This window comes from Nocardioides solisilvae (assembly GCF_003194625.1).
In the GTDB taxonomy this organism is placed as follows: Bacteria; Actinomycetota; Actinomycetes; order Propionibacteriales; family Nocardioidaceae; genus Nocardioides; species Nocardioides solisilvae.
In genome coordinates this window covers 185936-208481 of sequence record NZ_QHKX01000002.1, presented here as the reverse complement: position 1 = coordinate 208481, position 22546 = coordinate 185936, and the positions used below count along the sequence as shown (strand labels likewise).

22 protein-coding genes are annotated in these 22546 nt (G+C 73.3%); 20 read left to right on the top strand and 2 right to left on the bottom strand.

Translation table 11 applies throughout. The features are described from left to right. Positions 1–55: 55 nt before the first annotated feature. The 14 genes from DNK53_RS06960 (at position 56) to DNK53_RS18315 (ending at position 14673) form a co-directional block, all read left to right on the top strand. Complete coding sequence (locus DNK53_RS06960) at positions 56–1546, top strand: UDP-N-acetylmuramoyl-L-alanyl-D-glutamate--2,6-diaminopimelate ligase (RefSeq protein ID WP_476739098.1); 1491 nt, start codon at positions 56–58, stop codon at positions 1544–1546. Beyond that, on the top strand, positions 1543–2946 hold the full coding sequence (locus DNK53_RS06955) for a UDP-N-acetylmuramoyl-tripeptide--D-alanyl-D-alanine ligase (RefSeq protein WP_110181598.1): 1404 nt from the start codon (positions 1543–1545) through the stop codon (positions 2944–2946). The genes DNK53_RS06960 and DNK53_RS06955 overlap by 4 nt, the downstream gene beginning before the upstream one ends. Next, positions 2943–4016, top strand: a complete 1074-nt coding sequence (gene mraY, locus DNK53_RS06950) for a phospho-N-acetylmuramoyl-pentapeptide-transferase (protein ID WP_110181597.1) — start codon at positions 2943–2945, stop codon at positions 4014–4016. Before DNK53_RS06955 ends, mraY begins: the two co-directional genes overlap by 4 nt. After that, positions 4013–5470, top strand: a complete 1458-nt coding sequence (murD, locus tag DNK53_RS06945) for a UDP-N-acetylmuramoyl-L-alanine--D-glutamate ligase (protein ID WP_110181596.1) — start codon at positions 4013–4015, stop codon at positions 5468–5470. Before mraY ends, murD begins: the two co-directional genes overlap by 4 nt. Before the next feature lie 25 nt (positions 5471–5495). Further along, a complete protein-coding gene (ftsW, locus tag DNK53_RS06940; RefSeq protein WP_110181595.1) occupies positions 5496–6758 on the top strand; it encodes a putative lipid II flippase FtsW in 1263 nt (420 codons plus the stop codon). 12 nt (positions 6759–6770) lie between these two features. Next, a complete protein-coding gene (murG, locus tag DNK53_RS06935) occupies positions 6771–7841 on the top strand; it encodes an undecaprenyldiphospho-muramoylpentapeptide beta-N-acetylglucosaminyltransferase (RefSeq protein ID WP_110181594.1) in 1071 nt (356 codons plus the stop codon). After that, the gene (gene murC / locus DNK53_RS06930; protein ID WP_110181593.1) at positions 7838–9256 is read left to right on the top strand and encodes a UDP-N-acetylmuramate--L-alanine ligase; all 1419 of its coding nucleotides are present in this window, start codon (positions 7838–7840) and stop codon (positions 9254–9256) included. Before murG ends, murC begins: the two co-directional genes overlap by 4 nt. After that, the gene (locus DNK53_RS06925; RefSeq protein ID WP_110181592.1) at positions 9256–10026 is read left to right on the top strand and encodes a cell division protein FtsQ/DivIB; all 771 of its coding nucleotides are present in this window, start codon (positions 9256–9258) and stop codon (positions 10024–10026) included. The genes murC and DNK53_RS06925 overlap by 1 nt, the downstream gene beginning before the upstream one ends. Before the next feature lie 253 nt (positions 10027–10279). Continuing rightward, positions 10280–11530 (top strand): cell division protein FtsZ, encoded by a 1251-nt coding sequence (ftsZ, locus tag DNK53_RS06920; protein ID WP_110181591.1) that lies wholly within the window; start codon positions 10280–10282, stop codon positions 11528–11530. Positions 11531–11543: 13 nt separating this feature from the next. Continuing rightward, the gene (locus DNK53_RS06915) at positions 11544–12224 is read left to right on the top strand and encodes a purine nucleoside phosphorylase YfiH/LACC1 family protein (protein ID WP_110181590.1); all 681 of its coding nucleotides are present in this window, start codon (positions 11544–11546) and stop codon (positions 12222–12224) included. Continuing rightward, the gene (locus DNK53_RS06910) at positions 12221–12916 is read left to right on the top strand and encodes a YggS family pyridoxal phosphate-dependent enzyme (protein WP_110182359.1); all 696 of its coding nucleotides are present in this window, start codon (positions 12221–12223) and stop codon (positions 12914–12916) included. Before DNK53_RS06915 ends, DNK53_RS06910 begins: the two co-directional genes overlap by 4 nt. A 58-nt stretch (positions 12917–12974) precedes the next feature. Beyond that, positions 12975–13466 carry a cell division protein SepF gene (locus DNK53_RS06905; RefSeq protein WP_110182358.1) on the top strand — a complete coding sequence of 164 codons (492 nt, stop codon included), beginning with the start codon at positions 12975–12977 and terminating at the stop codon, positions 13464–13466. A 9-nt stretch (positions 13467–13475) separates the two neighbouring features. Beyond that, complete coding sequence (locus DNK53_RS06900) at positions 13476–13778, top strand: YggT family protein (RefSeq protein ID WP_110181589.1); 303 nt, start codon at positions 13476–13478, stop codon at positions 13776–13778. Positions 13779–13899: 121 nt separating this feature from the next. Next, positions 13900–14673, top strand: coding sequence for a DivIVA domain-containing protein (locus DNK53_RS18315; protein ID WP_110181588.1), 774 nt, complete (start codon positions 13900–13902; stop codon positions 14671–14673). A 114-nt stretch (positions 14674–14787) separates the two neighbouring features. Here the strand turns inward: DNK53_RS18315 and DNK53_RS17435 are convergent, their stop codons facing one another. Further along, positions 14788–15237, bottom strand: a complete 450-nt coding sequence (locus DNK53_RS17435; protein WP_162599814.1) for a hypothetical protein — start codon at positions 15235–15237, stop codon at positions 14788–14790. Here DNK53_RS17435 and DNK53_RS17430 point away from each other — a divergent pair. From DNK53_RS17430 to DNK53_RS06865, 6 genes are all read left to right on the top strand, one after another. Beyond that, positions 15218–15643, top strand: a complete 426-nt coding sequence (locus DNK53_RS17430; RefSeq protein ID WP_162599903.1) for a TraR/DksA family transcriptional regulator — start codon at positions 15218–15220, stop codon at positions 15641–15643. The two genes, DNK53_RS17435 and DNK53_RS17430, sit on opposite strands and share 20 nt — an antisense overlap. Positions 15644–15702: 59 nt before the next feature. Continuing rightward, the gene (lspA, locus tag DNK53_RS06885; RefSeq protein WP_239456400.1) at positions 15703–16191 is read left to right on the top strand and encodes a signal peptidase II; all 489 of its coding nucleotides are present in this window, start codon (positions 15703–15705) and stop codon (positions 16189–16191) included. Further along, a complete protein-coding gene (locus tag DNK53_RS06880) occupies positions 16188–17126 on the top strand; it encodes an RluA family pseudouridine synthase (RefSeq protein ID WP_110181585.1) in 939 nt (312 codons plus the stop codon). Before lspA ends, DNK53_RS06880 begins: the two co-directional genes overlap by 4 nt. Positions 17127–17233: 107 nt before the next feature. Beyond that, the gene (locus tag DNK53_RS06875) at positions 17234–17611 is read left to right on the top strand and encodes a GNAT family N-acetyltransferase (protein ID WP_110181584.1); all 378 of its coding nucleotides are present in this window, start codon (positions 17234–17236) and stop codon (positions 17609–17611) included. 143 nt (positions 17612–17754) lie between these two features. Then, on the top strand, positions 17755–21312 hold the full coding sequence (gene dnaE, locus DNK53_RS06870; protein WP_110181583.1) for a DNA polymerase III subunit alpha: 3558 nt from the start codon (positions 17755–17757) through the stop codon (positions 21310–21312). Beyond that, entirely contained in the window at positions 21297–21863 is a 567-nt protein-coding gene (locus tag DNK53_RS06865; protein ID WP_110181582.1) for a hypothetical protein, read from the top strand. Before dnaE ends, DNK53_RS06865 begins: the two co-directional genes overlap by 16 nt. On the opposite strand, the gene DNK53_RS06860 is transcribed toward DNK53_RS06865, so the two are convergent. Then, the gene (locus DNK53_RS06860) at positions 21808–22485 is read right to left on the bottom strand and encodes an LON peptidase substrate-binding domain-containing protein (protein ID WP_239456399.1); all 678 of its coding nucleotides are present in this window, start codon (positions 22483–22485) and stop codon (positions 21808–21810) included. The two genes, DNK53_RS06865 and DNK53_RS06860, sit on opposite strands and share 56 nt — an antisense overlap. Positions 22486–22546: the final 61 nt, after the last annotated feature.

The window sequence follows — 22546 nt, the reverse complement described above, 5'->3', positions numbered from 1 at the left end:
CCGGCCGGTCGCCGCTAGTGTCCCCGGGGTGGTGGGCAGTCCGACGACCAGACCCGTGCGACCCCCGCGGCTGAGCGTGGCGGAGCTCGCGGAGTGGCTGGGCACGCACGTCGCCGTGCGCGTCCTGGGCGAGGGACGCACCGAGGTCACGGGCCTCTGCCTCGGCTCGGCCCGGGTGCAGCCCGGCGACCTCTACGTCGCGCTCCCGGGCTCCCGGGCGCACGGGGCCGCCTTCGCCGCCGACGCCGTGGCCGCCGGAGCGGTCGCGGTGCTCACCGACCCCGAGGGCGTCGCGCTGGCGTCCGTGGACGTGCCGGTCCTGGAGGTGGACCGGCCCCGGCGGGTGCTGGGCGAGCTCTCGGCGCACCTGTACGGCGACCCGGCGGGCGCGCTGCGGATGATCGGCGTGACCGGCACGCAGGGCAAGACCACCACCACCCGGCTGGCCGAGGCGGCGCTGCAGGCGTCGGGGACGACGGCCGGGGTGATCGGGACCGTCGGGACCCGGGTCGCCGGGCAGGACGTCGCGACCTCGCTGACCACCCCGGAGGCCCCCGACCTGCAGGCGCTGCTGGCGGTGATGCGCGAGCGGGGCGTGGAGGCGTGCGCGATGGAGGTCTCCAGCCACGCCCTCGTGATGGGTCGGGTGGACGGCCTGGTCTTCGACGTGGCCACCTTCCTCAACCTGGGCCGCGACCACCTCGACTTCCACGCCGACCTCGAGGAGTACTTCGCCGCGAAGGCGTCGCTCTTCACCCCGGAGCGGACCCGCCGGGCGCTCGTCAACGTCGACGACGAGCACGGCCGGCGGTTGGCGGAGTCCGTCGAGGTGCCGGTGCGGACCTTCTCCGCGTCGGGGGCCGCGGCCGACTGGCGGGCGGTCGACGTCGAGACCAGCGCGCGGGGATCCACCTTCACGGTGGTGGGGCCGGGGGGCGAGCGGTTCGCCGCCGGCTTCCCGCTGCCCGGGGGCTTCAACGTGGCCAACGCGCTGGCCGCCGTCGCCTCCTGTGCGGAGGCCGGCCTCGACGCCGGGGCCGTGGCGGGTGCGATGGCGCAGGGGCCCGGCGTCCCCGGCCGGCTGGAGCCGGTCGACGAGGGCCAGGCGTTCACCGTGGTCGTCGACTACGCGCACAAGCCCGACGCCGTCGAGGCCGCGCTGGCCACGCTGCGCCCGCTGACCTCCGGCCGGGTGCTGGTCGTGATCGGCGCGGGCGGTGACCGCGACCCGGGCAAGCGACCGGTGATGGGCGGCATCGCGGCCGCCCACGCCGACGTCGTGGTCGTCACCGACGACAACCCGCGCAGCGAGGACCCGGCCGCGGTCCGCGCCGCCGTCCTCTCCGGCGTCCCCGATGATGCCCGGGCGGAGGTCCTGGAGGTGGGCGACCGGCGCCTGGCGATCCGCGAGGCCCTGCGCCGGGCCCGGCCCGGCGACATCGTGCTGGTCGCGGGCAAGGGGCACGAGAGCGGCCAGGAGGTGGGCGGCGTGGTCCACCCCTTCGACGACCGCACCGTGGTGCGCGAGGAGCTGACGGCGCTGTGATCCCCGTGCAGCTGGGTGCCCTGGCCGACCTCCTCGGGGGGCGGGTCGTGGGACCCGAGGGAGCCGCCGCCGTCGTCGTGCGGGCCGAGGCGTTCCTCGACAGCCGGGACGTGGTCCCCGACGGCCTCTTCGTCGCGCTGGCGGGCGAGCGGGCCGACGGCCACGACCACGCGACCGCGGCGGTCGCGGCGGGCGCCGCCGCCTACCTGGGCTCCCGCGAGGCGGGACCCCCGGGCGTGGTCGTCGACGACGTCGTCGCCGCCCTGGGCCGGCTGGCCCGCCACGTGGTCGACTCCCTCCCCGGCCTGGTCGTGCTCGCGGTCACGGGCTCCCAGGGCAAGACCGGGACCAAGGACTACCTGTCGGCGGTGCTGGCCGGCGCCGGGCCGACCGTGGCCACGGCCGGCAACTTCAACAACGAGCTCGGCGTCCCGCTCACCGTCCTGCGCGCCGGCCCCGGGACGGCGTACCTCGTCGTGGAGATGGGGGCCCGGGGCGTCGGCCACGTGGCCCGCCTGTGCGAGATCGCCCCGCCGCGCGTGGCGGCCGTGCTCAACGTCGGCACCGCCCACGTGGCGGAGTTCGGCAGCCGGGAGGCGATCGCCCGGGCCAAGGGCGAGATCGTGGAGGCGCTCGACGCCCGGGGCACGGCGGTGCTGAACGCCGACGACCCCCTGGTGCGCGCGATGGCGCCGCGGACCCGGGGGCGGGTGCTGACCTTCGGGAGCGACCCCGCCGCCGACGTCGCCGTCCGCGGCGTCGAGGGCGACGACCTCGGACGGTTCCGCTTCGAGCTGGGCCACGCGGGGGAGTGGCACGAGGTGCGCCTCACCCAGCTCGGGGCCCACCAGGTGCCGAACGCCGCCGCGGCCGCCGCGATGGCGCTGGGGGCCGGCGTCCCGCTGGACCGCGCCGCCGCGGCGCTGACCGCCGCGGTTGCCACCTCGCGGTGGCGGATGGAGCGGCACGAGCGGGCGGACGGCCTGCTCGTCGTCAACGACGCCTACAACGCCAACCCCGAGTCGGTGGTGGCCGCCCTGGACACGCTGGTGCGGATCGGCGCGGCTCGGAGCGGACGCACGGTGGCCGTGCTGGGGGAGATGCGCGAGCTGGGGGCGGAGGAGGAGGCCCAGCACCGCCGGGTCGGGGCGCACGCGGCGGACGCGGGCGTGGACCTGCTCGTCACGGTCGGCCCGGTGGCCGCGCGGATCGCCGAGGCGGCCCGGGACCGGCCCGGGTGGGCCGGGCGGGCCGTCGTGACCGACACCCGTGACGAGGCGCTCGCATGGGTGCGGGAGAATGTCACGGCCGCCGACGCGGTCCTGGTCAAGGCATCACGCGGTGCGGCGCTCGAGCACATCGCGCACGGACTTCTGGAGGAAGGGGACGCTGCTCGATGAGAGCCATCCTGTTCGCAGGCGGACTCGCCCTCATCTTCTCGCTGCTCGGCACCAAGGTGGCGATCAGCGTGCTGTCCCGCCGCGGCTACGGCCAGGAGATCCGCGACGACGGCCCGACGACGCACCACACCAAGCGGGGCACGCCCACCATGGGCGGCATCGTCATCATCGGCGCGTCGGTGGTCGCCTACTTCCTGGCCAAGCTGATCACCGGGCAGGTCCCGACCGCGTCGGCCCTGCTGCTGCTGTTCCTGTTCGTGGGGCTCGGGACCGTGGGGTTCCTCGACGACTTCATCAAGATCGTCAAGCAGCGCAGCTTGGGGCTGCGCAGCAAGGCCAAGATGATCGGGCAGACGGTCGTGGCCCTCGTCTTCGGCTGGCTGGCGCTGTCGCCGATGCTGGAGGACGAGCGCGGCGAGACGCCGGCCTCGCGGCACATCTCCTTCATCCGGGACTTCGACTCCTGGGTGGTGCCGACGGTGCTGCTCCTGTTCTTCCTCTGGTTCCTCATCACCGGCTTCAGCAACGCGGTCAACCTCACGGACGGCCTGGACGGCCTCGCGACGGGCGCCTGCATGCTGGTCTTCGCGGCGTACACGCTCGTCAACATCTGGCAGAACAACCAGTCCTGCGCCATCCAGCAGGGGAGCGCCTGCTACGAGGTGCGCGACCCGCTCGACCTGGCGGTGGTCTCGGCCGCGATCATGGGGGCCTGCTTCGGCTTCCTGTGGTGGAACGCCTCGCCCGCCCAGATCTTCATGGGAGACACCGGCTCGCTGGCCCTGGGCGGCGCGCTGGCCGGGCTGGCGATCCTCACCCGCACCGAGCTCCTGCTCCTGGTGATCGGCGGGCTCTTCGTCATCGAGACGCTCTCGGTGATGCTGCAGGTCGGCTTCTTCAAGGTGACCAAGGGGCGCCGGATCTTCCGGATGGCCCCGCTGCACCACCACTTCGAGATGCTCGGCTGGGAGCAGGTGACCGTCGTGGTCCGGTTCTGGATCATCACCGGGCTCGCCGTGGCCGCCGGTCTCGGCATCTTCTACGCCGAGTGGGTGGCGGGGATCGGATGAGCCGCCCGGACCCGCACGGCCTCGGCCGCACCGACTCCTGGGACGGCGTCCGCGCCGTCGTCGCCGGCTTCGGCGTCTCGGGCTTCGCCGCCGCCGACAACCTCACCCACCTCGGCGCGCAGGTGGTGGCGCTCGACGCCGTCGCCTCGCCCGACAAGGAGGAGAAGGCCACGCTTCTGCAGGTGCTGGGGGCCGACGTGCGCCTGGGCGCCGGCGCGACCGACCGGCTCCCCGAGGAGGCCGACCTCCTGGTCGTCTCGCCGGGCTGGCGGCCGGACAACCCGCTGATCCGCGAGGCCGAGGCGCGCGGCCTCCCCGTCTGGGGCGAGGTGGAGCTCGCGTGGCGACTGCGCCACCCCGACCACGCCGCGCCGTGGCTCGCCGTGACCGGAACCAACGGCAAGACCACCACGGTGCAGATGCTCGACTCGGTGCTCCGCGCCGCCGGGCTGCGCTCGGTGGCCGCGGGCAACGTCGGCCTGCCCCTGGTCGAGGCGGTGATGGACCCCGAGCCGCACGACGTCCTGGCCGTCGAGCTGTCCAGCTTCCAGCTGCACTACGCCTCCTCGGTGCGGGCGGAGTCGGCGGCGGTGCTCAACGTCGCCGAGGACCACCTCGACTGGTACGACTCGATGGAGGCGTACGCCGCCGACAAGGCGCGCGTCTACCACCAGGTCGAGCGCGCCTGCGTCTACAACGTGGCCGACGAGCGGACCCGGCGGATGGTCGAGGAGGCCGACGTGGTCGAGGGGGCCCGCGCGATCGGCTTCACCCTCGGCGTGCCGGGCGTCGGGATGCTGGGGCTCGTGGACGAGATCCTGGCCGACCGGGCCTTCATCGAGGAGCGGGGGACGAGCGCCGCCGAGCTCTGCACCCTCGACGACCTCGCCTCGCCGGCGCCCCACTTCGTCGCCAACGCGCTCGCCGCCGCGGCCCTCGCGCGGGCCCACGGCGTCGACCGCGCCGCGGTGCGCGAGGGGCTGCGCGCGTTCCGTCCCGACGGCCACCGGATCGAGCACGTCGCCGTGGTCGACGGGGTGACGTGGATCGACGACTCCAAGGCGACCAACCCGCACGCCGCCCTCTCCTCGCTGCAGGCCTACGAGCCCGTGGTGTGGGTGGCGGGCGGCCTGGCCAAGGGGGCCCGCTTCGACGAGCTGGTCGCCGCGGTACGCGGTCGGCTGCGCGGTGCGGTGCTGCTGGGCCGCGACCGCCACGTGGTGGCCGACGCCCTTTCGCGACACGCGCCCGATGTGCCCGTCATCGAGATAGGGGACGGGGAGACTGGGGACCCCATGGAGCGCGTCGTCGACGCGGCAGCCGGACTCGCCCGCCCGGGCGACACCGTCCTGCTCGCGCCGGGCTGCGCCTCCATGGACATGTTCGCCGGTTACGGCGCACGGGGCGACGCCTTCGCCGCAGCCGTGCGACGCAGGGCGGGCCGCCAGGACTGAGACGACGACCGAGGGGAGGCGCCCGATGGCCACCGTGCACCCCGAGGACGTCGCCCGACGCGGCGGCACCGTCGCGTGGGGCCGGAGCGTGCGCCACGCCCTGGACCGGCCGCTCACGTCGTACTACCTGCTCCTGGGCGCCTCCGCGCTGCTGCTCACGATCGGGCTGATCATGGTGCTCAGCGCCTCCAGCGTCCGGTCGTTCCGCTTCTACGACGACTCCTACGCCATCGTGAAGCGGCAGTTGATGTGGGTGGCGCTGGGGATCCCGGCGGCCTGGCTCGCCTCCCGCTTCCCCTACTCGGCGATCCGTCGCCTGGCCTGGCCGGGCCTGGGAGTGGCCGTGCTGCTCCTCCTGCTCGTCCAGGTGCCGGGGCTGGGCGTCACGGTCAACGGCAACACCAACTGGCTCGCGCTCGGCCCCCTCCAGCTCCAGCCGTCGGAGATCGCCAAGCTGGCCATCGTGCTCTGGGCCGCCCACGTCTACGCGCGCAAGGAGCGCCGCCTCGACCGGCTGCACCACGTGATGGTGCCCGTCGTGCCCGGGCTGCTCGCCGTCATCGTGCTGGTGGTGCTGGGCCACGACCTCGGCACGGCGCTGGTGCTCTTCGCCATCCTGCTGGCGATGCTCTGGATCGTCGGCGCCCCCACCCGCCTCTTCGTCTTCTCCAGCTCGGTGATCGGGGTCGTCGCGCTCTACCTCGCCTCGACCAGCTCGGAGCGGCGGGAGCGGCTGACCAACTTCGTGGACCCGTTCAAGGACTACCACGACACGGGCTGGCAGCCGGCCCACGGCCTCTACGCCCTCTCCACCGGCGGCTGGTTCGGCGAGGGCATCGGCGGGTCCACCCAGAAGTGGGGCGACCTGCCCGAGGCCCACACCGACTTCATCTTCGCGGTGCTCGGCGAGGAGCTGGGGCTGGTCGGCACGCTGCTGGTCATCGTGCTCTTCCTGACGATCGCCTTCGCCGCGACCCGGGTCGCGGTCGCCACCGAGGACCCGTTCGTCCGCTACGCCACCTTCGGGATCGTGGTCTGGCTGCTGGGCCAGATGATCATCAACGTCGGGATGGTGCTGGCCCTGCTGCCGGTGATCGGGATCCCGCTGCCGCTGATCTCCTACGGCGGCTCGGCCCTGCTGCCCTCGCTCGTGGCCCTCGGCCTGCTCATCGGCTTCGCCCGCCGCGAGCCGGAGGCTGCCGCCGCGTTCGCCGCCCGCCGCCGGAGCCGCTCCACCGGGGTGGCCGCCGCGTCCCCGACCGGCCGGGGTGCCGGCCGGGCCGACTAGTCTGGAACGGATATGCGCGTCCTGCTCGCCGGCGGTGGAACCGCCGGCCACACCTCGCCCCTGCTCGCCACCGCCGACGCCCTGGTCCGCCTGCGCCCGGGCACCGAGATCACCTGCCTCGGCACCAGCGCCGGCCTCGAGGCCCGGCTGGTCCCCGAGGCGGGGCTGCCGCTCGAGCTCGTGCCGCGGGTGCCCCTGCCGCGTCGCCCAGGGGCCGACCTGCTCCGGACGCCGTCGCGGCTGCTGGCCGCCAGGCGCGCCGCCCTCGAGGTCGTCGACCGGGTGCGCCCCGACGTCGTCGTCGGCTTCGGCGGCTACGTCTCGGTCCCGGCGTACCTCGCCGCCCGCGCCCGGCGCCTGCCGCTCGTCGTGCACGAGGGCAACGCGCTCCCGGGGATCGCCAACCGGCTCGGGGCGCGGCTGACCCCCCACGTGGCCACCAGCTTCCCCGGCACCGACCTGCCGCACGCCCGCTACGTCGGGCTGCCCGTGCGCCGGATGATCTCCACCCTGGACCGGTCCGCCCTGCGGGAGCAGGCGCTGACGGAGTTCGGCCTGCGCCCCGACCTGCCGGTCCTGCTGGTCACCGGGGGCTCGCAGGGCGCGGCGCGGATCAACGGCGCCGTCCTGGGCGCGGCCGCCGACCTCGCGGCCGCGGGCGTCCAGGTGCTCCACGTGGTGGGACCCCGCCAGGAAGCGCTCGCGCCCGTCGGGGAGGTGCCCTACGTCGTGCGGCACTTCGTCGACCGGATGGACCTCGCCTACGCCGCGGCCGACGCCGTGCTCTGCCGGGCCGGCAGCAACACGGTCACCGAGGTCTCGGGGGTGGGCCTGCCCGCGGTCTTCGTCCCCCTGCCCATCGGCAACGGCGAGCAGGCGCGCAACGCGCGCCCGGTCGTCGACGCGGGCGGAGGGTTGCTCGTCGCCGACGAGGCCCTCACCCCCGAGTGGGTCGGGGCCACCCTCCCCGGCCTGCTCACCGACGCCGACCGGCTGCGCGCGATGGGGGCGGCCGCCTCGGGGGTGGTCCCGCTGGACGCCGACGAGAAGCTGGCGCGGATGGTGCTGGAGGCGGCCCGATGAAGCTCCCCGTCCCCACCGACCTGCTGCCCGTGGAACAGCTCGGCCGCGTCCACTTCGTCGGGATCGGCGGCGCCGGCCTCTCGGCCATCGCCCGGCTCATGCTCGCCCGCGGCGTGCCCGTCTCCGGCAGCGACGGCGCGGACTCGCCGACCCTCGCGCGGCTCGCCGAGCTCGGTGCGGTGGTCCACGTCGGCCACGACGCCGCCCACGTCGCCGGCGCCGACACCCTGGTGGTGTCGACGGCCGTGCGCGAGGACAACCCCGAGGTGGTGGCGGCCCAGGCCGCGGGGCTCCGGGTGTGGCCGCGCTCGGCCGGCCTCGCCTCGCTGATGGCCGGGCGCCGCACCGTCGCGGTCGCCGGCACCCACGGCAAGACCACCACCACCTCGCTGCTCACGGTGGCGCTGCAGGCCGCCGGCGCGGACCCGACGTACGCCGTCGGCGGCGACCTGGCCGCGACCGGCACCAACGCGGGGGAGGGCGGCGGCGACCTCTTCGTCGCCGAGGCCGACGAGAGCGACGGCGCCTTCCTGGTCTACCGCCCGCACGCCGCGGTGGTCACCAACGTGGAGGCCGACCACCTCGACCACTTCGGCACCGAGGAGGCCTACCGGGCCGCCTTCACCCAGTTCCTCGACCGGATCGACCCCGAGGGCTTCCTCGTCTGCGTGGTCGACGACCCGGGCGCGGCCGACCTGGCGGCCGCGGCGCGAGCCCGGGGACTGGCCGTCGTCGGCGTCGGGGAGTCGGCGGCGGCCGACCTGCGCCTGGTGGACCTGAGCTTCGAGGGCACGCGCTCCTCGGCGACGGTGCTCTCCGACGGCGAGGAGCTCGGCCGGCTGCGGCTGCGGATCCCCGGGCGGCACTACCTGCTCGACGCGGTCGCCGCGCTGGCCGCCGGCCTGCGGCTCGGGTTCGGCTTCGACGACCTGGCGCGCGGCCTCGAGGGGTTCACGGGCACCCGTCGCCGGATGGAGGCCAAGGGCGAGGCCGCCGGGATCCGGGTCTACGACAGCTATGCGCACCACCCCGTCGAGATCGCCGGGGACCTCCAGGCCGCGCGGGCGGTCGCGGGGGAGGGGCGCGTGGTCGTGGCGTTCCAGCCCCACCTGGTCTCCCGCACGCGGATCTTCGGCCGCGAGATGGGCGAGGCCCTGGCGGCCGCCGACGAGGTGGTCGTGCTCGACGTCCACCTCGCCCGCGAGGACCCCGACCCCACGGTGACCGGCGAGCTCGTGGCCCGGGCCTGCCCGCTCCCGCCCGACCGCGTCGCCTTCGTCCCGGCGATGGACGACGTGCCTGCCGAGCTGGTCCGCCGGGCGCGCCCCGGCGACCTCGTGCTCACCCTCGGCGCCGGCTCGGTGACAACGCTGGGTCCGCGGGTCCTGGCGCTGCTGGCGGAGGAACGGCCCTGATGGTCCGCCTCCCCGGCCGCGGCGGCGACCCGGCGCAGCGCGACGCGTCCGGCGTCGAGCGGACCCGCCGCCGCTTCGCGCGGCGGCAGTGGGCGCGCCGCTGGGGCGTCTGGCGCCGGCTCGGCCTGGCGCTCGTGGCCCTGGCCGTGGTCGCGGGCGGGGTGTGGCTGGTCTGGTTCTCCGCGGTCCTCGGCGTCGACCGGGTGGAGGTGCGGGGCAGCGAGGTCCTCACCGAGGCGCAGGTGCGGGAGGCCGCGGGCGTGGAGCCCGGGCGCCCCCTGGCCCGGGTGGACCTGGAGGCGGTGCAGCGGCGCGTCGAGACGCTCGCCGCGGTCCGCGGCGCCGAGGTGCGTCGTCAGTGGCCCGACGGGGTCCTGGTCGAGGTCGAGGAGCGGACCGCCGTCGCCGTCGTGGACCTGGGCGGCAGCCTCCGCGGGCTGGACCGCGACGGCGTCGTCTTCACCTCCTACGAGCAGGACCCCGGGGGGCTCCCGCGGGTCCGGGTGGTCGGGGAGCCCGACCGCCAGGCCCTGCAGGAGGCGGCCGAGGTGGTCTCGGCCCTCCCGACGGACCTCGCCGGGCGCGTCGACCACGTCGACGTCGAGACGGTCGACCGCATCTCGCTGGTGCTGCGTGACCGGCGGGTGGTCCTCTGGGGCTCCGCCGAGCGGTCCGAGGAGAAGGCCCGGGTGCTGGAGGCGCTGCTCACCGCGCGCGAGGCCGAGCGGTACGACGTGAGCGTCCCCGGCCAGCCGGTCACCGCAGGCTGACCCGGCGCCCCGCCCTGGCGGGACGCACCTCCACGTCCGGCGAAAAGTTTCCGGATGTCGCGTCGCCCGGCGTGTTGGACTCGACGCGGCGGGTGGGCCGCCTACTGTCTTCCCCAACGCGAGGTTGACATAACTATAACCCTCAGGCTCACGGTTAGGGTTCCGGCCCGGCCGCGAGGGAGGGGTCGACCCGCACCTCCCACCACAGACCACCGCAGGGCCGTGACGGCCCGCACCAAGGAAGGCGTAGACCGTGGCAGCAGCCCAGAACTACCTGGCGATCATCAAGGTCGTGGGCATCGGTGGTGGTGGCGTCAACGCCGTCAACCGGATGATCGAGGTCGGCCTCAAGGGCGTCGAGTTCATCGCGATCAACACCGACGCCCAGGCCCTGCTCATGAGCGACGCCGACGTCAAGCTCGACATCGGCCGCGAGCTCACCCGCGGGCTCGGCGCGGGTGCCAACCCCGACGTGGGCGCCAAGGCGGCCGAGGACCACGCCGACGAGATCGAGGAGGTCCTCAAGGGGGCCGACATGGTCTTCGTCACCGCCGGCGAGGGCGGCGGCACCGGCACGGGCGGCGCGCCGGTCGTGGCGCGCATCGCCCGCTCGCTCGGGGCCCTGACCATCGGCGTCGTCACCCGGCCGTTCGCCTTCGAGGGCCGGCGTCGCGCCAACTCGGCGGAGGAGGGGATCAGCCAGCTGCGCGAGGAGGTCGACACCCTCATCGTCATCCCCAACGACCGGCTGCTCTCGATCAGCGACCGCAACGTCTCCATCCTCGACGCCTTCAAGCAGGCCGACCAGGTCCTCCTGCAGGGTGTCTCGGGCATCACCGATCTCATCACCACGCCGGGCCTGATCAACCTCGACTTCGCCGACGTCAAGTCGGTCATGGCCAACGCCGGCTCCGCCCTCATGGGCATCGGGTCGGCGCGCGGCGAGGACCGCGCGGTGGCGGCTGCCGAGATGGCCGTCTCGAGCCCGCTGCTGGAGGCCTCCATCGAGGGCGCCCACGGCGTGCTGCTCTCCATCGCCGGCGGCTCCGACCTGGGCCTGTTCGAGATCAACGAGGCCGCCGCGCTGGTCTCGGAGGCGGCGCACGCCGAGGCCAACATCATCTTCGGCGCGACCATCGACGACGCCCTCGGCGACGAGGTGCGGGTCACGGTGATCGCCGCGGGCTTCGACGGCGGCATGCCGAAGCGCCGGGAGAACAGCTCGGGCTTCAACCGGCCGGTCGCCCAGGCGCAGCAGGAGCGGCCCGCCCCGGCCCAGGCCCGGCAGCCCGCCCGGCCCGAGCCCGACGCCGGCGAGGCCCGCCGCGGCCCCGCCGCGCCGTCCCAGGCGGCGCCGGTCGGCGGACGCCAGGGCTCGGCCCCCGCGCCGGCCCAGGGCCGCCCCGCCGGTGGTCGCGACGCCGCGCCCGCCGAGCGGCCCCGTCCCGCCCGCACGGTGGAGTTCGAGGACGACGACCTCGACATCCCCGACTTCCTGAAGTAGTCGACCCGGCCCCGTGTTCGTCTTCCGCGACTCCCGTGAGGGCGACGCCTCCCGCACGCGGGTGGACGTCGCCTTCACCGACGCGTCCCTCGACCTCCGGGAGCAGCGCCCCGACGCGATCGCGCAGGTCGAGGCGGTCGCGGGCGTCCCCTTCGCCCGGCTCGTGCAGGTGCACGGCGACGACGTCGTGCTCGTGACGGCTCCGACCGGCCACGACGACGTGCCCACGGCGGACGCGGCCGTCACCACGACCCCCGGGCTGGGACTGATGGTCCGGGTCGCCGACTGCGTGCCCGTCCTGCTGGCCGACCCCGACCGGGGCGTGCTGGGGGCCGTGCACGCCGGACGGTCGGGGATGGTCCTGGACGTCGCCACCCGCGCCGTGGAGCGGATGCGCGACCTGGGCGCGGAGCACCTCGTCGGCTGGGTCGGCCCGCACGTCTGCGGCGCCTGCTACGAGGTCCCCGAGGGGATGCGGGAGGAGGTCGCGGCCCTCGTGCCCGAGGCCCGGGCGCAGACGTCCTGGGGGACGCCCGCGCTCGACGTCGGCGCCGGGGTCCGCGCCCAGCTGGAGCGGGCGGGAGTGGAGGTCGTCGAGGTGGGTGGCTGCACGCGCGAGCGCGAGGACCTGCACTCCTACCGCCGCGACGGGCACCGCTCCGGCCGCTTCGCCGGACTGGTGTGGGCGTCGTGAGCCGGCGGGACGAACTGGCCCGCAACCTCGAGGTCGTGCGGGGGCGGATCGCCGCGGCGTGCGCCGCGGCCGGCCGGGAGGACGACGTCACCCTGGTCGTCGTCACGAAGTTCTTCCCCGCCTCCGACATCGAGCTGCTGCACGGCCTGGGCGTGCGCGAGGTCGCCGAGAACCGCCACCAGGAGGCGGCCGCCAAGAGTGCGGGGCTGGCCCACCTGGACCTGCGCTGGCACTTCGTCGGCGGCCTGCAGAGCAACAAGGCGGCCGCCGTGGCGGCGTACTCGCACGTCGTCGAGTCGGTGGACCGGCCCAAGCTCCTGGCCCCGCTCGCGCGGGGTGCCGAGGCTGCCGGGCACCGGCTCGACGTGCTGCTCCAGGTGAGCCTCGACCCCGCCGGGTCGGAGCACCGCTCCGGGGTCGCCCCCGAGGGCCTCGACGAGCTGGCGTCGCGGGTGGCGGGCGAGGAGTCGCTCAGGCTCGCGGGCCTGATGGCGGTGGCCCCGCTGGGGGAGGACCCCGACGAGGCCTTCGAGCGCCTCGCGCGGGTCCGCGGCTCGTTCCTCGCGCAGCACCCGGAGGCGGGGATCCTCTCCGCCGGGATGAGCGGCGACCTGGAGCAGGCGGTGCGGCACGGGGCGACACACGTGCGTGTCGGCTCCGCGATCCTCGGTCCCAGACCCGAGGTCTTGTAATGTCCGAGAAGATGCAGACGCCCCTGGTGGGCGCCACGACGTACCGGAGGAAATGGTCATGAGCGGCGCGATGCGCAGGATCGGCGAGTACCTCGGCCTGCTCGAGGACACGGGACGGTACGACGACCACGCCGCCGAGGACTACACGGCGGAGACCAGCGCGGTCGCCCGGCCGGAGGAGCGGGTGCCCGCCCGCCACCCGGCCCCGGTCGCAGACCTCTCGGAGCGGCGCCGTCCGGCGCCGGTCCCCGACCCCGGAACGGTCCACGAGTTGAGCCGAATCACCACCCTGCACCCCCGTACCTACAACGAGGCCCGCACCGTCGGTGAGCAGTTCCGCGAGGGGATCCCGGTGATCATGAACCTCTCGGAGATGGACGACGCCGACGCCAAGCGCCTGGTCGACTTCGCCGCCGGGCTGGTCTTCGCGACCCGCGGCAGCATCGAGCGGATCACCGCCAAGGTCTTCCTGCTCTCCCCGCCCAACGTGACCGTCGCGGCCGAGGAGAAGGAGCGCCTCGTCGAGGGCGGTTTCTTCAACCAGAGCTGAGGCACGCCCGTGGTGGTCGTCGGAACGGTCCTGTACGCCGTCCTCTGGTGCTTCCTGGCCCTGATGTTCGTCCGCTTCGTCGTGGACTGGGTCCAGGTCTTCGCGCGCCAGTGGTCTCCCAAGGGACCCCTCCTGGTGGTGCTCGAGGGCGTGTACTCCGCGACCGACCCACCGATCAAGGCCGTGCGCCGCTACGTCCCGCCGGTCCGGCTGGGCTCCGTCGCGCTCGACCTGAGCTTCATGATCGTGCTGATCGCGGCCTACCTGCTGCTCTGGGTGGTCAGCGGCACGTTCGGCGTCGCGGGCGGCTGACCCCGCCTCGAACCTCCAGCCACACGGGTACCTGAACGCGCCCGCCCACCGGGCGCTATTGTTCCCACAGCAGCACCACGAGTTTGCCGACGAATTGCCGACGAAGAGATTGGGTGAGGTCATGCCGCTGACGCCTGAGGACGTGAGCAACAAGCGCTTTACTCCTGTCCGTCTCCGCGAGGGATACGACATGGGGGAGGTCGACCAGTTCCTGGACGAGGTCGAGGCAGAGCTTGCCCGGTTGACCAAGGAGAACGACGACCTGCGGGCCAAGCTGTCCGCCGCGCAGAAGGCGGGGGCCGGCGCGCCCGCCGCCTCGCCGTTCGCGCTCACCCCGGAGCCGGTCAAGGCCCCGGAGCCCGAGCCGGAGCCGGTCAAGGCGCCCGAGCCGGTCAAGGCCCCCGAGCCGGTGGCCGCCGCGCCCGCCGTCGAGACCATCAAGGTCGAGACCGTCCCGGACGCCTCCAACGCCGCTGCCCGCCTGCTGGAGATCGCCACCCGCAACGCCGACGAGCTCGTCGACGCCGCGAAGAACGAGGCGGACCGGATCGTGGGCGAGGCCCGCACCAAGGCCGAGCGCCTCGAGGCGGAGTCCAAGACCAACTCCGACCGGGTCGAGGCCGAGGCGCGCCAGCGCGCACAGATGCTCGACGCCGAGACCGCGGAGCGTCGCCAGCAGATGTTCGGTGACCTCGAGAAGGAGCGGGACAAGCTCAACGGCGAGGTGGAGACGCTCCGTTCGTTCGAGCGGGAGTACCGCTCGCGTCTCAAGACCTACTTCACCCAGCAGCTGGAGGCGCTCGAGGGCACGGCGAGCCTCGAGAACCCGGCCCCGGGGGAGGGTGTGCCCGCCCCCAAGCGGCTGCGCTCCATCCTGGGCGACGACGAGGGCTGAGACCCTCCACCCGATCGGCAACGGAACGGCCGGCTCCCCGTGGGGAGGCCGGCCGTTCTGCGTGACCCGGGCCGCTGACCACCCCTTGGGCGAGGCGGGTTGAGCAGGCGTCTGTCACGGACTACTCTCCACTCCCAACATGTGGCACCTGCCACATCTTTTTCTTTGTCTCAGGGGGCGCGACATGGCTCGCAGTGCTCGGAAGTCCCTGGCGGGTTCGGCGGCAGCCGTGGCGAAGCGGGTGATCGGGCGCACGACCCCGGCGGTGGAGGCGGGAGGGGGTGCGGCGCCCGCGCCCGCGACGAAGGCGCCTGCGAAGAAGGCGCCCGCGAAGGCGCCCGCGAAGGCGCCCGCGAAGGCGCCGACGAAGACGGCGTCCGCCAAGACGGCGTCCGCCGGCAAGGCGCCTGCCGCGAAGAAGGCGCCGGCGAAGAAGGCAGCGGCGAAGAAGGCAGCGGCGAAGAAGGCAGCGGCGAAGAAGGCGCCCGCGGCCGTGAGGACCACCCAGAAGTCATCCAGCAGGTCGAGCGAGAGGGCCGTCCCGGTGAAGAACGCACCCGTCAAGAAGGCTCCCGCCAGTTCCCTCGCGGTGAAGGAGGGGGAGGAGAGGTGGTCGAAGCAGGAGCTCGACGAGGTGCTCGCCGACCTGCACCTGCACCGCGACCGCCTGGTGGAGATCATGGAGGCCCAGGAGCAGGAGCTCAACGGGCTGATGAAGGACGCGGGTGACGGTGCCGGCCACGACCAGGCCGACCTCGGGGCCACCAGCTTCGAGCGGGACCACGAGCTGACCCTGATGAACAGCGAGCGGGAGATGCTGGCCCAGATCGACCGGGCGCTGGCCCGGATCGACGACGGCACCTACGGCGTCTGCGAGTCCTGCGGGGAGCCCATCGGCAAGATGAGGGTGATGGCTTTCCCCCGTGCGACACTGTGCCTGTCATGCAAGCAGCGCGAGGAACGTCGCTGAGTCCCAGCGACCTCACCCCCGGTCCACGTCGTCCCCGCCCCCGGCGGATCTTCGCCGCGGTGGCGGCGGTGGGCCTGGTCGTCGACCAGCTCACCAAGCAGTGGGCGCTCTCCGCGCTCGAGGGGGGCGACCGCCAGCTGCTGGGCGACTGGTTCAGCCTGCACCTCGTCTTCAACCCGGGCGCGGCCTTCAGCCTCGGCACCGAGTTCACCGTCGCGCTCACCTGCCTGGCGATCGTCGCGGTCGTGGTCGTGCTGTTCCTGAGCCGACGGCTGGGCAGCCGGCTCTGGGCCCTGGGCCTGGGGCTGCTGCTCGCCGGGGTGTCCGGAAACCTGGTGGACCGGGTGTTCCGCGACCCGTCGCCCTTCCGCGGCCACGTGGTCGACTTCCTGCGCCTGCCCAACTGGCCCGTCTTCAACTTCGCCGACGTCTTCATCAACGTGGCGGCGGGGCTGATCATCCTGCAGAGCTTCCGAGGCATCGCCCTGGACGGCCGCCGCGACACCGACGGGCCGACTGCGTCCGACGAGCCCGGGGAGGCCGCGTGAGCGGCCACGCCGAGCACCGCACGGTCCTGGTCCCCGAGGGGTTGGCGGGGGAGCGGGTCGACGCGGCAATGGCGCGGATGTTCGGCTTCTCCCGGACCCGGGCGTCGGAGCTGATCGCCGAGGACCTCGTCCGCCTCGACGGGTCCAGCGTGGCCAAGAGCGAGCGGGTCCACCCCGGTGCGATGCTGGAGGTCACCATCCCGGTGGAGACCGACCCGCTGGCCGTGGTCCCCGAGGTCGTCGAGGGCATCCGGATCATCCACGACGACGACTCGATCGTCGTCATCGACAAGCCCGTGGGGGTGGCGGTCCACCCCAGCCCCGGGTGGAACGGCCCGACGGTGGTCGGCCACCTCGCCGCGGCGGGCTTCCGGATCGCGACCTCCGGCGCGTCGGAGCGCCAGGGGATCGTCCAGCGGCTCGACGTGGGGACGTCCGGCGTCATGGTGATCACCAAGTCGGAGCACGCCTACTCGCTGCTCAAGAACGCGTTCCGACGTCGTACGGTCGAGAAGACCTACCACGCCCTCGTCCAGGGCCACCCCGACCCGCTCGAGGGCACGATCGACGCGCCCATCGGCCGGCACCCGAAGTTCGACTACAAGTTCGCCGTGATGGGCGACGGCCGGCACAGCGTCACCCACTACGAGACCCTCGAGGCGCACCGGTTCGCCAGCCTGCTCGAGATCCACCTGGAGACGGGCCGGACCCACCAGATCCGTGTCCACATGAGCGCGCTCAAGCACCCCTGCGTGGGCGACCTGACCTACGGCGCCGACCCGGTGCTCGCCCGCCGGGTCGGGCTGGAGCGCCAGTGGCTGCACGCGATGAAGCTCGGCTTCGAGCACCCCGACACGGGCGAGCACGTCGAGTACGAGTCGACCTACCCCGACGATCTGGCGCACGCCCTGGAGACGATCCGGGACGAGCGCTGAGCAGGGCGAGGACGCCGCCGGACCTCTCGCTGAGGCCGGGTGAGCGGTCTGACCTGCCGAGGGTCGCCGAGCTCTACCTGCGGGCGCGGCTGGCCGCGGTCCCGGCGATGCCACCGTCCGTCCACGGCCCCGACGAGGTGCGGGGCTGGGTGCGCTCGTGGGACCTCGGCACCCACGAGCTGTGGCTGGCCGAGGACGGCCAGGCCCTGCTGGGCTTCGCCCTGTTCACGCCCACCTGGCTGGACCACCTCTACGTCGAGCCCACCGGCCAGGGCCGCGGGGTCGGCTCGGCGCTGGTCTCGCTCGCCCAGTCCCTGCGGCCCGGCGGCCTGGGGCTGTGGGTCTTCGAGTCCAACACGGGGGCCCGGCGCTTCTACGCCCGGCACGGCTTCGTGGAGGTCGAGCGGACCGACGGCTCCGACAACGAGGAGGGGTGGCCGGACCTCCACCTGGCCTGGCCCGGCTCCCCCGTCCGGGGCTCGTGAGGCGTCCGGAGGCGCGGCCCGACCCCGGCCGCCGTGTCATGTCGGAGGGGCCTGACAGCCTGTCGTAGGCTGGCGTCCTTCCCCCGGGATGCGCCAGCCGCGCATGCCTCAGCGACCCCCCGGAAGGTGTGGAAGAGCCACTCATGTCGGCCGGTTCCAACGACAACTTCGTGCACCTGCACGTCCACACCGAGTACTCGATGCTCGACGGCGCCGCTCGCCTCCAGGACATGGCCGAGCGGACGGCCGAGCTCGGCATGCCCGCGATCGCCATGACCGACCACGGCAACGTCTTCGGTGCCTACGAGTTCTACAAGAAGGCGCGGAACGCCGGGATCAAGCCGATCATCGGCATCGAGGCGTACTTCACCCCCAACATCTCCCGGTTCGAGCGCAAGCGGGTGAACTTCTACCAGGGCGGCCCCGACGACGTCTCCAGCCGCGGCGCCTACACGCACATGACGCTGCTGTCCGAGACGACGGAGGGGATGCACAACCTCTTCCGGCTCTCCACCGGCGCCTGGCGCGACGGCTTCTTCCAGCACCCTCGCGCCGACCGCGAGCTCCTCTCCCAGCACGCAAAGGGCCTGATCGGCACCACCGGCTGCCCGTCGGGCGAGATCCAGGTCCACCTGCGCCACGGCAACTACGAGGCCGCCCGGCAGACGGCCGGCGACTTCCAGGAGATCCTGGGTCGGGACAACTACTTCCTCGAGCTGATGGACCACGGCCTCTCCATCGAGACGCGCGTCCGCGACGGGTTGCTCAGGCTCGCCAAGGACCTGGACATCCCGCTCCTGGCGACCAACGACTCCCACTACGTGCGCCAGGAGGACGCCGCGAGCCAGGAGCACCTGCTCTGCATCAACTCCGGCTCCACCATGGACATCCCGGCAGGCGACGGTCCGGGGCAGCGGTTCGCCTTCTCCGGCGACGGCTACTACATCAAGAGCCCCGCCGAGATGCGCTCGCTCTGGGTCGACAAGTACGACCTGCGCGAGGCCTGCGACAACACCCTGTGGATCGCGGAGCGCTGCGACGTCCAGTTCACCGAGGGCAACGGCACCTACATGCCGCGGTTCCCCTGCCCGCCCGGCGAGGACGAGAACTCCTGGCTCGTCAAGGAGGTCGAGCGGGGGCTGAGGGTGCGCTACCCGAACGGCATCCCCGACAAGGTGCGCAAGCAGGCTGACTTCGAGGTCGGCGTCATCACCCAGATGGGCTTCCCCGGCTACTTCCTCGTCGTCGCCGACTTCATCAACTGGGCCAAGGACAACGGCATCCGGGTCGGCCCGGGTCGCGGCTCCGGAGCGGGCTCGATGGTGGCCTACGCGATGCGGATCACCGACCTGGACCCGTTGGAGCACGGCCTGATCTTCGAGCGGTTCCTCAACCCCGACCGCATCTCGATGCCCGACTTCGACATCGACTTCGACGAGCGCCGTCGCGGCGAGGTCATCAAGTACGTCACGGAGAAGTACGGCGACGACCGGGTCTCGTACATCATCACGTACGGCACGATCAAGGCGAAGCAGGCCGTGAAGGACTCCTCGCGGATCCTGGCCTACCCGTTCTCGATGGGCGACCGGATCACCAAGGCCATGCCCGCGGCGGTCATGGGCAAGGACGTCCCGCTGCGGGACATCTTCAACCCCGACCACAAGCGCTACGGCGAGGGTGGCGAGTTCCGTTCCCTCTACGAGGCGGAGGCCGACGTCCGGCGCGTGGTGGACACCGCGATGGGGATCGAGGGACTCAAGCGCCAGTGGGGCGTCCACGCCGCCGGCATCATCATGTCGAGCGAGCCGCTGGTCGACGTGATCCCGCTGCTCAAGCGGCCCTCCGACGGCGCGATGATCACCCAGTTCGACTACCCGACGTGCGAGTCCCTCGGGCTGATCAAGATGGACTTCCTGGGGCTGCGCAACCTCACGGTGCTCGACGACGCGGTGAAGAACATCAAGGCCAACCGCGACCAGGACGTGGTGCTCGAGGACCTGACGCTCGACGACCCCGCGACCTACGCCCTGCTCCAGCGGGGCGACACCCTCGGCGTCTTCCAGCTCGACGGCGGTCCGATGCGGGCCCTGCTGCGCTCGATGCGCCCCGACACCTTCGAGGACATCTCGGCCGTCGGTGCGCTCTACCGTCCGGGCCCGATGGGTGCGGACTCCCACAACAAGTACGCGCGCCGCAAGACCGGGCGCGAGCCCGTCGAGCCGATCCACCCCGAGCTGGCCGAGGCGCTCGAGGACATCCTCGGCGAGACCTACGGGTTGATCGTCTACCAGGAGCAGGTCATGGCGATCGCCCAGCAGCTCGCGGGCTACACGCTGGGCCAGGCAGACCTGCTCCGGCGCGCGATGGGCAAGAAGAAGAAGGAGGAGCTGGACAAGCAGTTCGAGACGTTCTCCTCCGGCATGCGGGAGCGCGGCTTCTCGATGGCCGCGGTCAAGACGCTGTGGGACATCCTGCTCCCGTTCTCCGACTACGCCTTCAACAAGGCGCACTCCGCCGCCTACGGCCTCGTCTCCTACTGGACCGCCTACCTCAAGGCCAACTTCCCGGCCGAGTACATGGCGGCGCTCCTGACCTCGGTCAAGGACGACAAGGACAAGATGGCGATCTACCTCAACGAGTGCCGCCGGATGAAGATCGCCGTCCTGCCGCCCGACGTCAACGAGTCCGCCTCCAACTTCACCCCGGTCGGCACCGACATCCGGTTCGGCCTCACCGCGGTCCGCAACGTCGGCGGCAACGTGGTCGACGGGATCGTCGCCGCGCGGGAGGAGAAGGGCCGGTTCGCCGACTTCAACGACTTCATGGAGAAGGTGCCGGCGCTCGTCTGCAACAAGCGCGTCATCGAGTCGCTCATCAAGGCCGGCGGCTTCGACGAGATGAAGCACCGGCGCCGCGCCCTCGTGACGATCCACGAGACCGCCGTCGACCAGTACGTCGACATCAAGAAGAACGAGGCGATCGGGCAGGACTCGCTCTTCGGGGGCCTGGACGAGGCCGACCAGGGGTTCGGCATCTCCGTCACCGTCCCCGAGATCGACGAGTGGGACAAGATGACCCTGCTCGGCCACGAGCGGGAGATGCTGGGGCTCTACGTCTCCGACCACCCGCTCATGGGGCTCGAGCACGTCCTCTCGGCCGGCACCGACTGCACCATCGGCCAGCTCATGCTCGACGAGGAGCGCCAGCACGGCAGCACCCTCACCGTGAGCGGCCTGGTCACCGCCGTGAACCGCAAGATCACCAAGCGGGGCGACGCGTGGGCCACCATCACGCTGGAGGACCTCGACGGCGCGATCGAGGTGCTGCTCTTCCCGAGCGCCTACCAGCTCGCCGCGCCGTACCTCTCCCAGGACGCCATCATCCGGGTGAAGGGCCAGCTCTCCCGCGACAAGGACCAGCCCGAGCTGCGCGGGCAGGAGGTCACGCTCCCCGACCTGACCGACGGGCCCAGCGGGCCGGTGGTGATCAGCCTGCCGTCGACGCGCTGCACCGCGCCGGTCGTCGAGCAGCTGCGCGACGTGCTCTCCACCCACCCGGGCATGACCGAGGTCCAGCTGCGCCTCCTCACGCGCACCTCGACCAAGGTGATGAAGCTGGACAACCGGCTGCGGGTCACCGCGAGCCCCGCCCTCTTCGCCGACCTCAAGCAGCTGCTCGGGCCGGGATGCCTGTCCGGCTGACCCCGGGGGCGGCGCGGGCCCGGCACCTCGTCGTGCTGCTCCTCCTCTGGGCGGTGTGCGGCGCCCTGCTCGGGGTGGCCTGGTTCGCCCTCTGGGAGCCCCCGGTGGGGCAGGCCTACGAGGGGCAGTGGTTCCTCACCCGGGAGGGGCTGGACCAGGACGCGTCGGCGACCGCGTTGTTCGCGCTGCTCGGCGTGGCCGGTGGCCTGCTGCTCGGCGTCCTCACCGCCGTGTGGGGCCGGGACCGGGAGCTCGTCACCCTCGGGGCCGCCTGCGTGGGGTCCGTCCTCGCGGCCTGGCTGATGTTCCAGGTCGGGCACGCCCTCGGGCCCCCCGACCCGCGCGAGGTCGCGGTCGGGGCGGCGCCGCTCCAGGAGATCCCTGCCGACCTCCGCCTGGCGGGCGCCGACGCGGACCCCTGGCCGCTGTGGTTCGAGTCGAGCGCCTTCAGCGCCCTGCCGGGCGGGGCGCTGCTCGGGATCGTCGGGGTCTTGCTCAGTTCGGGGACCAGCGGGTCCGCGCGACCTCGGTCGCGGGCAGCGAGGGGATGACGTTCATCGCCCGCAGCTCCTCGCGGAGCAGCCGGGTCACCAGCCGGAGCCGCTCCGCGGTGTCGTCGGCCTCCAGCAGCGACTGGCGCTCGGCCATCGGGAGCGGGGCGAGCGCCGCCAGCGTCCACGACAGGTAGTGCGGGTCCCGGGGCAGCGCGCCCGAGAAGGGGTCCTCGCGGAAGCGGGAGATCGCGGCCCGGTAGGCCGTGAAGGTGGCCCGTGCCCGGGAGGTCAGCTCGTCGGCGACCGGCACCTCGCCCTCGTCCAGGCCGGTGACCCGGGCCGCCGGGAACTCCCCGTCGGTGAGCAGCCGGTCCAGCCGGAACCGCCCGCGGCCGACGGCCACCACGTCGAAGCCGCCGTCGGCGAGCGGCTCCACCTCGGTGAGCTGGAGCAGGCAGCCGACCCGGTAGAGCGACTGGGCGCCGTGGTCCCCGACCTCGTAGCCCTCCCGGATCGCCACCGACCCGAAGAGCCGGCGGGCGGGGTCCGGCTCCGTCACGAGGTGGCGGACGAGGGCGCGGTAGCGGTCCTCGAAGACGTGGAGCGGCACGGACATCCCCGGGAACACCACGGTGCCGAGCGGGAACATCGGCAGCTGCTCGGGAGGGGACTCGCTCACCCGTCCAACCTAGTTTGTCCACTGCCGGTCCGGGCAGTGGGCGCGCAGGGAGCCACACCTA